Raw genomic sequence first — 12808 nt, 5'->3', positions numbered from 1 at the left:
CCAAAAGGGCATCTTTCGATTTGCCCGGCCCCATGGGGTGACGACGTGAAAGGCAGGCAAGCGCGCCCGCTTCCTTATGCCCGTTTCACACCGAAAACAGTGAGATTGCCCAGAAGTCGATGCCGTTACACGAATCCGGGCGACGCCGTACTCAAGACCACAGGCCCGGTGGGGCGCTGCACCATGAATTGACCGGATAAGCGGAGCGAATCGCCGGACTGTTACGGAAAACGGCGGGTAACCGGACTGGCGCCGGACCCGAAAGGCGCCGCTTCAGCGCTTCCCTGGCGAATCTGCACAGCCGTTGGGGCACCGACCCGCACTGTCACGCCAGCCGGAAATACCCGCTCGGCTCCGACCTGCGGAATCCCTTCATACAGCACGCGGCCTGACGGGCTGGTCACCCGAACCCACGAGCGGCCACGAAAAAGCAAAGTCACGCCGCCGTCTGCCGAAGCGGGCACGGAAGCAGCGCCCGCAACCGGGGCCGGGGAAACAGCGGGAGCAGGCGCGGTGCTCGTTGGGGCGGAAGGAGCGCTCAGGGCTTTTTGCGGCGTCGGTGTGACCGCCGAGGAGGCCGTGACCTGGTCGCCTGGGGTCGCTCCTTCACCGACCTGTACCTGCGCCGCATCCTCTCGCTCGAGCTGAACCTGAATTGTCCTGGTCTGGCCGAGGTCCACGTTCTGACGTACCGTCTTGTGCCCGGAGAGTTCCAGGCGAAGCTGTCCACGGTTGCGCGCTTCCAGCGGAAACTCGCGCACCGGCGTTTCACCCAGCAGACGATTGTCGAGGTACACCCGCGCGCCGGAGGGTCGGCTGGCCACACTCAGACGAATCTGCCGCTCGGTGGTCAGCGGCACGGTGGCGCCCGATTCGGGAGGCGTCACCCCAGTGCTCGAACGCCACATCGCGTAGCCAGCCCAGCCGAGTGCGCCCACCACCACCAAGCTGCTGAACACGGCTGCCAGCGCGCCCACCGGAACGACCGGGCGGCGCGTCGCCTGGGTTCCGCGCAAGGCGCTGCTGATTTCTGGCCGTTGTGGCACAGCTCGGTCGAACTCCGCCAGGAGCGGGGCCGCGTCGACGCCCAGTTCAGCGGCGTAACGTTTCAGATAACTGCGGGCAAAGGGCCGCTCGGGCAAAACCGCAAAGTCACCTTCCTCCAGGGCCCGCAAGTACTCCGCGCGGATCTTGGTCGAAGCAGCGATGTCCGGCAAGGTCCGGCCGGCTTCCTCGCGGGCCTGTCGTAGGGAGTCTCCGAATGGGCTATGACGCATCTGCACTCCTGCCAAACCTAGCATGTTTGCTCCAGGCTGACCTTGGCCTTATGGCCGTCAGTCTATCTCCACACGTTAATGGGGGGCAGTGAAATTTTGATTCTGAAGCTTGCGCCTGACCGCCCGCCCGCCTTCGTTCCCGCGACGACGGGAACGCGGTCCCTCCTGGGCCGGCGCTCCATAAGACCGACCCGCGCACGTGTGCGCGGGGCGAACCAGTTTGTCTCAACCGTCGTAAGGTTTGCCGACGGCGCGCGGCCCGGCCGAGCGTCCCGTAAAGGCCAGGGCCGCGATGGTGATCACGTAGGGCAGCGCTTCGATGAACGCCGAGGGCAGGATATTCTCGCCTCCCAACTGCACCGCCAGGGCGCGCAGCACTCCGAACAGCACCGTGGCGCCGAGCACGCCCAAGGGCGTCCATTTGCCGAAGATCAGCGCGGCGAGTGCAATGAAACCCTGGCCGGCCGCCAGGTTGCGGGTAAAGGCGTCGAGGTTGCCAATCGACAGAAAGACACCGGCAGTGCCGGCCAGCACCCCGGACAGGATGACGGCGCTGTAGCGCATGCGGCGAACGTTGACGCCCATGCTGGCACTGGCGTGCGGATGCTCACCGGTCGCTCGCAGGCGCAGGCCGTACGGCGTGCGGTAGAGCACGTACCACGTCAGGGCGACCAACATGAAGGCCAGGTACACTGGCGGTGAAAACCCCAGACCTTCAGGGCCCCACAGCGGCAAGCGGTACTGCACCGAGGGGGAATCGGTCGATGCACCGTAGAGTGCGTTGAGCAGCACCGGAGGCACGCCGAGTGCCAGCAGGTTGATGGCCGTGCCCGAAATGATCTGATCAGCACGGTACTTGATGCTCACGACCGCGTGAATCCACGCGATCAGACCTCCCACCAGCATGCCACCCAACCAGCCGACCCACGGGGAGAGCTCACCCAGGAACGGATCGAGGCTGAGGGTAATGACCGCGCCCGCCAGTGCCCCAAAGATGATCAGACCTTCCAGGGCGATGTTCACGACGCCGGAGCGCTCACTGAAGAGCCCACCCAGTGCTGCCAGCAGCAACGGCACCGTGAATCGCACGGCAGTGGCGAAAAACGCAAGGGTCAACAACTGATCGAGCATCAGGCGTCCCTCCCGTCGTTGTTGGGGTTGCTGGCCGGCGTCGCGGTGGGACCTTCCCCGGTGCGGCCCGCGTCGTTCCGGTCCTTGTGGCCGAGCGCTTCGCGCGATTCACCGCTTACCTTGCCCACATTGGGCTGCAGCACGGCTGGAGGCGGGTCCGTAATGCGCTTGCTGAGGAACCCGCCGGCCGCGATGAACAGCACAATCAAGGCCTTGAGTACGGTCACGATGTCCTTGTTGACCTTGCCCAGCTGCTGGCTGACGTACAGCCCGCCGGTGTCAAGGGTTCCGAACAGCACGGCTGCGGCAGCGACACCCACCGGGGTGGACTGACCCATCAGCGCCACGGTGATTCCGTCAAATCCGACGTTCTGATACGGCAGGTTCTGCTTGAGTCGGTATTCGTCGAGTGCGCCGCCCATGACGTAGTGGGTGGCCGCGAGGCCTGCGAAGGCGCCTGCCAGGGTCATGGCCAGCACGGTATTGCGCGCCACGCTGATTCCGCCGTACTCGGCAGCTTTCGGCGCAAAACCCACGGCGCGCAGCGCGTAGCCGCTCGATGTCCGCCACATGAACACTGCAAAGAACACCACGGCCAGTAGCGCCAGAAACAGGGCCGCATTGAGGTTGCTGCCCGCCAGACCGCTGGTGACCTGCACCCGCACCCCGAACCACGACCAGCTGAGCAGCAGCGTCAGGAGGCTGGCACCGATGGCAATCAGGGTCCGGCGCGGGTGCCGCGCCAGCAGAACGTACAGCGCGGTCAGCACCAGCAGCGCCAGTAGGGGTGCGAGTGGAACAAAGCCGCTCTGGTTGGATTGAAAGCCCAGCAGATCGGGAAGGCTGGGCAGCCGCGCACCTTCCTGCAGGTCCTGGCTGGTCGCCTCGTTGGCGCCGGGAGGCTTGAAGGGCAGGCCGTACGTGCGTCCAAAGAGCGGGAAGCTGTTCGAGCCGATCAAAAAGATGAACACGGCCGAGGCGATGTAATTGAGCATGATGGTGTTGATGACTTCGCTCGAACCGAAGCGCGCCTTGAGAATCCCGGGAATGGCACCCCACAGTGCGCCCCCCAGTGCGGCCGCGATCACGGTCAGCGGCAGCAGCAGCACGGGCGGCAAGGGGGCATACACGCCGACGATCATGGCAAAGACAGCGCCAATGGCCAGCTGGCCCGGCGCGCCGATATTGAACAGGCCGGCACGAAATGCAAAGGCCACCGAAAGTCCGGTGAAAATCAGCGGTGTGGCCAGCGTCAGGCTCTGAAAGAAATCACTGAGGTTGCCAAGCGGTGCGAACAGCGTCGAGTACACGAACCAGACGACGTCGATCTTGCCGTACCAGGCAATGGCAGGTGTCAGCCGCGTCGCTCCCTCGACGGGCACCGGTTGGATGATCAGCACCACAATCGCACCCACCACGACGGCCAGAGCAATGGCCACAAACGGCACCATCAGCGCGCGCAGACGATTGAGACGTCCGTACCACGCCGGAGAAGCGCTGGCCCCGGCCAGCAAGGTCACCAGACTTGCCAGCAACACCATGAACAGGCCCAGGTTGAGACCTCCGGAGGCATAACCAATACGCCGCAGGGGCGTGCCCCCGGCAAGCAGACGTTGCACCTCGGCACCCAGGGCACTCTCGAAAGCGATGCCGGACACAAGGCCCAGCACCAACGTCACGAGGCCGCCGAGCCATAACCAGCGTGACCGCAAAAAGGCCAACGCCACGATGGCCAAAAGCCCCACCAGCGCCGCCCAACCGAAGGCGAGCGCCGTGCCCGCCGGGGGCAGGGTGGGAGCGGCAAAACCGGTCACATCCAGAACCTGCCCGGTCAGCAGCAGCAAAGTCCCCGTGCCACCGAAACTGCGACCGTACGTCGCGTAAGGAAACAAAAACAGCCCCAGAATCGCCAGCACCGCGAATCCCGCGCTGAGATTCGCCGAGAAGCGTGTAGGACGAGGGTGAATGGAAGTCACCCTGGTATTGTACTCAGGTTACAAACATCACAGTGGGCAGGCGCGCCCGAGCGGGCAAGTCGTGTATTGTGGGCGCGATATGCAACGCACCTACGCCATGATCAAGCCGGACGGTGTCCGTCGTCAGCTGACCGCCCGCATTCTGCAGCGCTTCATCGACAAGGGCTACCGTGTCATCGGTCTCAAGCAGCTGGTCATTCCCCGCGAACTGGCCGAGCAGCATTACGCCGAGCACCGTGAGCGCCCCTTTTTCGGAGAGCTGGTGGACTTCATCACCTCGGGTCCGGTGGTCGCCATCGCCCTTGAGGGCGAGAACGTCATCACCGGCCTGCGCGCCATGATGGGCGCCACCAATCCCAAGGACGCCGCACCTGGCACGATTCGCGCCGATCACGCCACCACCATTGGCGAGAACGTCATTCACGGCAGCGCCAACGAGGAAGACGCCGCGCGCGAGCTGGGCCTCTTTTTCGGCGACGCTGAATTGCTTCGGTAAAGCCTGATCTCAGGGGCAAGAAGGCGGACCCGGAATAGGGTCCGCCTTCGGCTTTGGTCATCCTTATGCCCAATTCAAGCCCTGCCCCACCGAGCTCTGTTCAGCCTTCCAGAGGCAGCCAGCCTAAACAGGTGCAGCGCACTGCGAACCACAGCCTGCAACACCTCGGTACACTGAGCGAACGCCAGGCCGCGAGCCGTGTCATGTCGGCTGCGGTTCTCGTTTCCGGAGGCTGAAATGTTCGAATTCAAACTGTCCGACAAGGTGCGCAGCCTGAAGCCTTCCTCAACCATTGCCGTGACGGGGCGCGCCCTGGAGCTGCAGCGCGCAGGTGTCGACGTGGTCAGCATGGCCGCCGGGGAACCCGATTTCGATACGCCCGAGCACGTCAAGGAAGCGGCCTACGCCGCGATTCGCGCGGGGAAAACCAGATACACCCCGGTGCAGGGCATTCCGGAACTGCGCGAAACGATCTGCGCCAAATTCGAGCGCGAGAACGGACTCACCTACTCACCCGAGCAGGTCACGGTTTCGACAGGGGGCAAACAGGCACTCTTCAACGCGTTTTTCGCGCTGCTCGATCCTGGCGACGAAGTGATCATTCCGGCGCCTTACTGGGTCAGCTATCCGGAAATGGTCGCGTTCGCGGGCGGCGTGCCCGTGGCGGTCGATACTCAACCCGAAAACGGCTACGACCTCGACCCGGCCGCCGTGGCGAGGGCCATCACGCCCCGCACGCGCGCCATCGTGCTGAACTCACCCGCCAACCCGACGGGCGCAGTGTACGGTGAAGCGACCCTGCGCGCGGTGGCCGAGTTGGCCGTAAAGCACGGCCTCCTGATCATCACCGACGAGATGTACGAGCACATCATCTACGACGCCGAGCACCTGTCGATCGCGCGTTTCGCGCCCGAGCACACGCTGACCATCAACGGGGCGAGCAAGGCGTACGCGATGACCGGCTGGCGTATCGGTTACGCCGCCGGGCCACAGGCGTTGATCCGGGCCATGAACGCCATTCAGGGTCAGAGCACCAGCAATGCCAACTCGGTCGCGCAGTGGGCGGCGGTCGCGGCCATTCAGGACAGCTCGGCGTTCATCGCCAGTGCCCGTGAGCAGTTTCGTCGTCGCCGCGACCGCATTGTGAGCGGTCTGAACGACCTAGGCCTCCCCACTCCCCTGCCGCAGGGTGCGTTTTACGTGATGGCAGACACTTCCCGCATTCACGCCAGTGAGCTGGAAGCCGCGCGCATCATTCTGGACGACGCGCGCGTGGCGGTGGTGCCCGGAACTGACTTTCGTGCTCCGGGCCGCGTCCGGCTCAGCTACGCCACCAGTTTCGAAAACATCGAGAAAGCCCTGGGGCGCATGGGCGCACTGCTGAGCGTGTCGGCCCGCTGAACGATGAAAAGGGGCCGGGCACGGCCCGGCCGTGTGGTTGGCTGCCTCACCCGACGTGGCGCAAGCGCGCCGGGAGCACCCATCACCTGCCTGTACTCAGAGGTCCGGGTCGGCCTCCCAGTCAGTCAGGCTGTACACCGTGGCGACCGTGCCCAGCAGGCCCAGAAAGTACATCCGGGCTTTCGGGTCTTTCAAGGCGCCCGTCAGCCAGGGAAGGGCGAGCAGCGCGGGAGCACTGGCGAGTTCCAGCTTGCCGTGCGTCCTGAACGGCAGCGCCCGCTTGAGGCCCAGGGGGTCGTCGGTGAAGGCGCTCAGCAACAGGTAACTTCCGCCAAACGCGTACGAAAGGGTACGGGCGGCGCCCGTCAGGCCCAGAACGCTGGGCGCGGCGAGCATCAGGGCGACCGAGCCGTAGTCGATCATGCCGTGCGTGCGGGGCGTAATGGGTTTGCTCATGCCTTCATGGTGAGCGCTGCTCATGGAAGGCGGCTTGGAGAACGCCGAGGGCGTCTTGAGGCGGCGTGAAGCCAGCCTCCAGAAACGCCGGGGCGGCGTGTTCCAAAACGCTAAGGGGTGTCCTGTGCAGGTGCAGGAGCTTCGCTCTCCTCGTCCTCGAATTTGCCGCTGATCGGTTTCTCGCCGCGCAGCACGACCGCTTCACCGGTATCGAGGTTGTAGCGAATCGTTTCGGCACGCAAGGTGTCTTTGGACGTGCTGGTTTCGGCCAGGTTTTCCGGCGTGCCACGCAGGATCGCCACGTTGCGCGTGTCGTCGTAGTCAACCCGCTCGGCTTTGCTGGTACGGTCACCATCCCGGAACTCGACGGCGCCCACCAGGGTGGTCACTTCGCGTTCCACGTCGACATCGATGCGCTGGCTTTTGCCGGTCAGCTTCTCGCGGGCGAAGGTGATGGGCCCGGAAATGCGCGCCACTCCGTCGTTTTCATCGTAGACCAGCTTGCTGCCCTTCAGCGAGGTCTTGCCCTGGGTAACGTTCACCGTGTCGCTCTTTACTTCAGGCCGGGCTTCGACTTCGCAGCGGCTCAAACGGTCGGTCTTGCCTTCCGGCGCCTCCTCGAGGTAGCGGGCGGTACCCGCGGTCATCTCGATGTGCCCGTCGCCTCCCTGCTGCTTGGTGATGATCGCCAGCGGCGCGCGAATGACGTTCTTGTCGACGGTGACCCGCACGCCCCGAGACGTGGACTCGGAATAGACCACGATGGTCGGAGCGTCGTCGGGTTCGTCGTCCTGTGGACTGCAGGTGGCCGAGATGCCAGTCTCGTCAGTTCCCTGACGCACGATTTCAATCGTGCGTTTCTCGTTTGACCTGGTGGTTCGCTCCAGGGTGATGGTGGCCTGGGGCAACTCTCCCTCGGGCGCTGCCGGTTGGGCCGGGGGCTGCCCTGAGGGTTGCGCGGGCGTGCCCTGAGGCGCCGGAGCAGAAGCCGGAGCCGGAGCACCTTCCTGCGCGAAAGCCAGCCCGCACAGCAACAGCAGCGTGAGGGGACGGGCCGACCCTCCTGCCCGGAAGGCGGCCAGCCCGCTCACGCTGAATGTGGTGGGAAAGAATTTCACTTCTCGTTGGAAAGTTTAAACTGATCGACCGGAATCTGGTACCCGCCCGTCAGTTGCCGCACCCGCCCGAGGTCGGTGCGTTGCTCCAGTACGTTACCGGTGACACGCGTACCGTCCTTGGCGTTGACGCTCACGGCGTTCCCCACGATCACCGCGAGGTTCTTCTGATCGTCGTAGAACATGTTGTCGCCGGTGGTGGTGATGTCGCCCGAAACCAGACGGACCTTGCCCTTCACGTACATCAGCTTGTTTTTGGTCAGCAGACGTGCTTCGGTGCCCGTGACGTTCAGGGCTTTCTGCTTGCCGCTCGCAGCGCGGTTCATCTGTACGTCGCCGGTCAGGAAACCAAGTTCCTTTTTCTCGTCGAAGACCATCGTGCTGCTGGTGCCGGTCTGGGTGCCGCTCACCATCTTGACGCTGCCTTTCGACGTGCTGATGTCGGTGTCGACGTCAAAGCTCATTTCCCCGGCGGTGATGTTCACCGGATCGTCGCCCTGTTTCTCGGGAGCGAACACGGCCGAGGCGCTTCCCTTGAGCACGCCGACACCGGTGGCTTCTGCGTAATTGAGCGCCGAACCCTTGGCGTTCAGGCGACCGCGCACGACCGTCACACTGTCCATGAAGTCGGCGCTGCGCTTGCCTTCGGCCGAAGTGATGGGCGTACCGTTGGGCGCCGCGAGCACCGCCCGCAGGCTGCTGATTTTCATGGTGCTGATCGTGGCGGTCACGGGAACGCTGGACGATCCCGTGAAGTTGTAGGGTCCGGTTCGCAGATTGCCAGAAAACTTGATGTCCGGACTAAAGCGCACGACGCGGTCCTTGGCCTGCTGCGCAAATGCGGCACTGGCCAGCGCGGCACCGATCAGAATGATTCGTTTCATGTTCAGTCTCCTCTGGCGTTCACCAGTTTTCCGTCAACGCACTCTCCTGAGGCGTCAGGATCAACTTCCATCTTCTTGACGTCTCCCTGCGCGTCCAGCTGAAACGAGGACACCAGGTTGGCAATCTCGGAGACGACGCCCGGCGAACTCATCTTGCCGGTGGGTGCGGTGTAGCCCCTCGTCTGGTCGATGCGCACCGGAGTCTCCGCTGTTCCCTCCAAGTCCAGCGTGGTGCACTGGGATGGAATGTACAGTTGGGCCTTGAGCGTCTGCAAATTATCGCTGCTGTCGATTACCAGACGCTCGGTGCTGATGGTCATGTCGAGTTTGCCACGCAGCAGACGCTCACCCTTGGTGGGTTTCACGATTTCGGTCTCACCACTGAGGGGATCAAAGGAAATATCCTGAGCGCGAAAACGCCACTCGGCTTCCTGGTCCTGCTGTGGGTAGAGCCGCAAGTTCACCCCGGAAAGGGTGACACCAGGCTGGCTCCTCGCCTGTTCTCCCTCGGGCAACAGGGCCACGATGACCCCGAAAGCGAGGAGGACGCCGAGTGCAAGCCAACTGTATTTCAGCACGCCCCGATGATAGCGGCGAGGCAATGAAAACGGTGAATCAGGACTGACGCGCTTCGTCAGGAACGCCGCGCAGCGTTCAGGTAACCTTGGCGACGCTAGTCTGACGTTCATGTTCGATTCGCATTGCCACCTCGACTACCTCGACGATCCGGAAGCTGCCCTGGGGGAATTCGGGCTGAGCGGCGTGGTCTGCATCGGCGCGGATCCCGAGCACGCCCACAGCGCCGTGAAGCTGGCCGAGCGTTTCCATCAGGTCTGGGCAACAACCGGCCTGCATCCCACCGAGGCGTCGCGTGACTCGGCCGAGGTGCGCGCCGAAATCGAAGCACTGAGCAGGCATCCGCGGGTGGTCGCCATCGGGGAAAGCGGGCTCGATTACTACTGGGACGCCGCTTCCCCGGAGCAGCAGCGCGGCGCGTTCGAGTGGCAGCTGAAGCTGGCACGGGAGCGGGACTTGCCCATCGTGATCCACGTGCGCGACAAACAAGGTCAGGACACCGCCAGCCGGGAAGTCGCCGAAACGCTCACGCATGCCGGCTGGCCCAGGGGTATCCTCCATTGCTTCAACGGACACGCCATGCTGCTGCGCGCCGGGCTCGATCTGGGCTTCTACGTCAGCTTTGCCGGAAACCTCACCTACAAAAATGCCCGCGACCTGCAGGAAGCCGCGCGCTTCGTGCCCCGCGAACGTCTGCTGATCGAAACCGACGCGCCTTTTTTGGCTCCCGTGCCCAAGCGAGGCAGGCCGAACCGGCCCGGCTACGTCCGTTACACCCTGCAGTTTCTGGCCGAACTTCTCGGCCTGTCCGAAGCGCAGCTGGAAGCCATTACCGATGACAACGCCCGCCGCGTGTACGGCCTGTCACAGCCAGCTCCACGGGCACTGCCTGAAGGTTGACCCTCAACCCACGGATGGGTCTTCACCGCGCGTCACCTGGGCCTGGCCGTGGGTAGCGTCACGCAAGGTCATCTCGAAAGAAGGCAGCGCGTCCAGCAGCAGCGAAACTTCGAGGCGCAGACCGGACGCCTCGTACATCTCGGCGCCCCGCCGCACGTCGAAGCTTTCCAGAACCCGGTACAGGGTGCTGACGTGCGAGCAGGGCCAGTGCCTCCTCGGGCGTGTCGGCCCGGCGGGCGAAAGTCAGAAATTCACTGTTCTGCACCAGCTCGGCACGTTCGACGGGCGCAGCCAGGGTTGTGAAGGCCCGGCGACTCAGAGCAGCCCCCGGCGTTGCAGTTCACCCCGGGCGTGAAACAGGGTCAGCGCGCTGGGCGCGTTGGGAATGGCCCCGGCGTCCAGACGGCGATACGCCTCGGCAAGCGGCACAGTTTGCACGCTCAGCAGCTCGCTTTCTTCGGGTGCGCTGTCGAGCAGCCGCACGTTCAGGGCAATGAACGGATAAAAAATCTGCCCGGTAAAGCTGGGTTGCGGACAGAAACACGGCAGGGCAAGCCACTCTTCCGACACACCTCCGACCTCTTCGCGTAATTCCCGATGCGCGGCTTCAAGGGGCGTTTCACCAACTTCTACACCTCCCGCGACGACCTCGGTGAGGGTGGTGCGTAACGGGTAGCGGTACTGCTGCAAGAGCACGATTTCGCCTTGTGGCGTGATAGGCACCACCAGCGAAGCCTTCTCGCCGCGTGGACGGTAAAGGTAGCTGGTATGCCCGCCGCCATGCAGCCGCACCGTGTCGAGGTGCAAGAGCGGCTCAAACGGTAACTCACGGCTGGTCTGTACCTGCCAGGGTTGTTCGGCGTCCGGGGTCAAAGCCTCAAGTGAAGCGTGATGTGTGGTGTCGGCCATGCCCCTCAGGGTAATTCTGATCGTAGATGAGGATACTTAGATCTTTCTCTCATGAGATGAAATGCACCAAAACAGCGTATTTCCGCGCAGTTCTCATTGAGAATGGGTAAAGTGGGGCGCATATGAAGTCGCGGGTTCTCGCGGGTCTGCTGCTCTGCTCAGGCGCGCTCGCTCAACCACTCTCCCCTTTTGTTCCCTCCACGCCTCCCGCTTCTTCGGCGCCCAGCCTCGCGCCGTCCGTCAATGCTCAAAGCGCTTCGTTGGGAATGCTGCCCACGCCACGAATCAGCAGTGCGGGCGGCACAACCCGGGTGGTGCTGGATCTGCCCGAAGACGCGCGTTATTCGCTCACCCCCACCTTCGGCGGGCTGCGCATCGATTTTGCCAATGTCAGTGCCCGCGCGCAGGGCACGACCAACATTTCCGGCGAGGTGTCCTCGTGGCAATACACCGCCACGGCCAGCGGCGCCATCGCGACCATTTTCACGCACTATCCGTTGGGGCTCAGCGGAGGCTGGCGCAGCTTCGAACTGCCGGCCGACGGTGTCACGGCGCGGCGGCTGGTCATTGACTTCGCGGCCACCCTGCAAGGTGGAGCGCAGGATGCCCCGGAAGGCACGGTACGGACCGTACCGCCCAGCAGCGCATCCCAAGTCGCCACCACGAGCGTTCCCACGCTGCCGCTGCCCGAGACCACCGCGCCCGTCGGCGGCCTGATTCCCCTGGCCGCACCGCGCATCGGCAAAAGCCCGGGCAGTACGCGCGTGGTGCTGGAGTTGCCCGCCAGTTCCCGTTACAGCATCACGACGGGACCGCTGGGGCTGCGCGTCGAGCTGACCGGAGTAACCGCGGCGGCGCAGGCGGCCCAGCAGGTGTCACCCGAGCTGGCCGAGTGGCGTTTCGAGCCGACGGCCTCGGGCATTGGCGTGGTGTTGCGCACGACCTTTACCATGAACGGACGGGGAGGATTCAAGACCCTGCTGCTGCCTCCTGTCGAAGGTGGAACCCTCAACCGGCTGGCCATTGACATTGCGCCGGCCATTGCCGATACGTCGCCGCTGCCGCTCACGGAAGCGGCGCTGCCGCGCTTCACGCTGCCGGTACGGATCGTGCTCGATCCGGGGCACGGCGGAACGGATCCGGGCGCCATCGGGACAGTCATCGAAAAACAGGTGGCGCTCGATGTCGCCCTGCGGGTACGGGCGTTGCTGCAGGCGGCAGGCGCGCAGGTCACCATGACCCGCGACCGCGACTCGCAGTTGTCGAGCAACAAATCAAGCGACCTCGCCATGCGCGGCGGAATGGGACAGGCGCCCAACAACGTACTGGTGAGCATCCACGTCAACGCAATGGACAAAAACGCCGTGATGCGCGGCTACGGCGTCGAGACGTGGTGGTATCCCAACGCGGCGGGCAGCGGCGGCCTCGCGGCCAGCTTGCAGGCACAGGTGATCCGCTTTTCGGGCGCGTATTCGCAAGGTCTCAAAAGCACCTCGCTGGCAGTGCTCCGCAATTCGAAAATTCCGTCAGCACTCGTGGAAATCGGCTACACCAGCCATCCCGTGGACGGTCAGAACCTGCTGTCGTCCAACTACCTGGACCGGGTGGCCGCCGGCATCGCCTGGGGCATCCGGGATTACCTGATGCCCGGCAACGCCAGCCTGCCGGACAACTGAAGGTGCGCGGC

The 12808-nt window shown here is 64.2% G+C and carries 13 protein-coding genes; 4 read left to right on the top strand and 9 right to left on the bottom strand.

Annotated features, from left to right (window positions below; all coding sequences use genetic code 11):
* Positions 1-221 precede the first annotated feature (221 nt).
* The 3 genes from DEIPE_RS14735 to DEIPE_RS14725 all read right to left on the bottom strand — a co-directional run bounded on the left by DEIPE_RS14735 (position 222) and on the right by DEIPE_RS14725 (position 4384).
* Positions 222-1277 (bottom strand): helix-turn-helix domain-containing protein, encoded by a 1056-nt coding sequence (locus tag DEIPE_RS14735; protein WP_015236768.1) that lies wholly within the window; start codon positions 1275-1277, stop codon positions 222-224.
* Positions 1278-1502: 225 nt separating this feature from the next.
* Positions 1503-2408 carry an ABC transporter permease gene (locus tag DEIPE_RS14730; RefSeq protein WP_015236767.1) on the bottom strand — a complete coding sequence of 302 codons (906 nt, stop codon included), beginning with the start codon at positions 2406-2408 and terminating at the stop codon, positions 1503-1505.
* Positions 2408-4384, bottom strand: a complete 1977-nt coding sequence (locus DEIPE_RS14725) for an ABC transporter permease (RefSeq protein ID WP_245557542.1) — start codon at positions 4382-4384, stop codon at positions 2408-2410. The genes DEIPE_RS14730 and DEIPE_RS14725 overlap by 1 nt, the downstream gene beginning before the upstream one ends.
* Positions 4385-4463: 79 nt before the next feature.
* Between DEIPE_RS14725 and ndk the strand changes: the two genes are divergently transcribed.
* Together ndk and DEIPE_RS14715 are read left to right on the top strand one after the other, a co-directional pair.
* Positions 4464-4880 carry a nucleoside-diphosphate kinase gene (ndk, locus tag DEIPE_RS14720; protein ID WP_041231603.1) on the top strand — a complete coding sequence of 139 codons (417 nt, stop codon included), beginning with the start codon at positions 4464-4466 and terminating at the stop codon, positions 4878-4880.
* 237 nt (positions 4881-5117) lie between these two features.
* Positions 5118-6281, top strand: a complete 1164-nt coding sequence (locus DEIPE_RS14715) for a pyridoxal phosphate-dependent aminotransferase (protein WP_015236764.1) — start codon at positions 5118-5120, stop codon at positions 6279-6281.
* A gap of 96 nt (positions 6282-6377) precedes the next feature.
* Here the strand turns inward: DEIPE_RS14715 and DEIPE_RS14710 are convergent, their stop codons facing one another.
* The 4 genes from DEIPE_RS14710 to DEIPE_RS14695 all read right to left on the bottom strand — a co-directional run bounded on the left by DEIPE_RS14710 (position 6378) and on the right by DEIPE_RS14695 (position 9314).
* Entirely contained in the window at positions 6378-6737 is a 360-nt protein-coding gene (locus tag DEIPE_RS14710) for a hypothetical protein (RefSeq protein WP_157448890.1), read from the bottom strand.
* A 110-nt stretch (positions 6738-6847) separates the two neighbouring features.
* A complete protein-coding gene (locus DEIPE_RS14705; protein ID WP_015236762.1) occupies positions 6848-7855 on the bottom strand; it encodes an LptA/OstA family protein in 1008 nt (335 codons plus the stop codon).
* Positions 7852-8736, bottom strand: coding sequence for an LptA/OstA family protein (locus DEIPE_RS14700; protein ID WP_015236761.1), 885 nt, complete (start codon positions 8734-8736; stop codon positions 7852-7854). The genes DEIPE_RS14705 and DEIPE_RS14700 overlap by 4 nt, the downstream gene beginning before the upstream one ends.
* A gap of 2 nt (positions 8737-8738) precedes the next feature.
* Positions 8739-9314, bottom strand: a complete 576-nt coding sequence (locus tag DEIPE_RS14695) for a hypothetical protein (protein WP_015236760.1) — start codon at positions 9312-9314, stop codon at positions 8739-8741.
* Positions 9315-9423: 109 nt separating this feature from the next.
* Here DEIPE_RS14695 and DEIPE_RS14690 point away from each other — a divergent pair, with 109 nt between their 5' ends.
* A complete protein-coding gene (locus tag DEIPE_RS14690) occupies positions 9424-10212 on the top strand; it encodes a TatD family hydrolase (RefSeq protein ID WP_015236759.1) in 789 nt (262 codons plus the stop codon).
* Between the two features lie 3 nt (positions 10213-10215).
* Here DEIPE_RS14690 and DEIPE_RS24110 read toward each other — a convergent pair whose 3' ends face one another.
* Both DEIPE_RS24110 and DEIPE_RS14685 read right to left on the bottom strand, forming a co-directional pair.
* The gene (locus DEIPE_RS24110) at positions 10216-10368 is read right to left on the bottom strand and encodes a hypothetical protein (RefSeq protein WP_157448889.1); all 153 of its coding nucleotides are present in this window, start codon (positions 10366-10368) and stop codon (positions 10216-10218) included.
* A 159-nt stretch (positions 10369-10527) separates the two neighbouring features.
* Positions 10528-11121 carry an NUDIX domain-containing protein gene (locus tag DEIPE_RS14685; protein ID WP_015236758.1) on the bottom strand — a complete coding sequence of 198 codons (594 nt, stop codon included), beginning with the start codon at positions 11119-11121 and terminating at the stop codon, positions 10528-10530.
* A 122-nt stretch (positions 11122-11243) separates the two neighbouring features.
* Here DEIPE_RS14685 and DEIPE_RS14680 point away from each other — a divergent pair, with 122 nt between their 5' ends.
* Entirely contained in the window at positions 11244-12797 is a 1554-nt protein-coding gene (locus tag DEIPE_RS14680) for an N-acetylmuramoyl-L-alanine amidase family protein (RefSeq protein WP_052326716.1), read from the top strand.
* Positions 12798-12808 lie beyond the last annotated feature (11 nt).

Origin of the sequence: Deinococcus peraridilitoris DSM 19664 (assembly GCF_000317835.1) — a bacterium.
GTDB lineage: Bacteria > Deinococcota > Deinococci > Deinococcales > Deinococcaceae > Deinococcus_A > Deinococcus_A peraridilitoris.
This window is presented reverse-complemented; position numbering and strand designations above follow the sequence as displayed.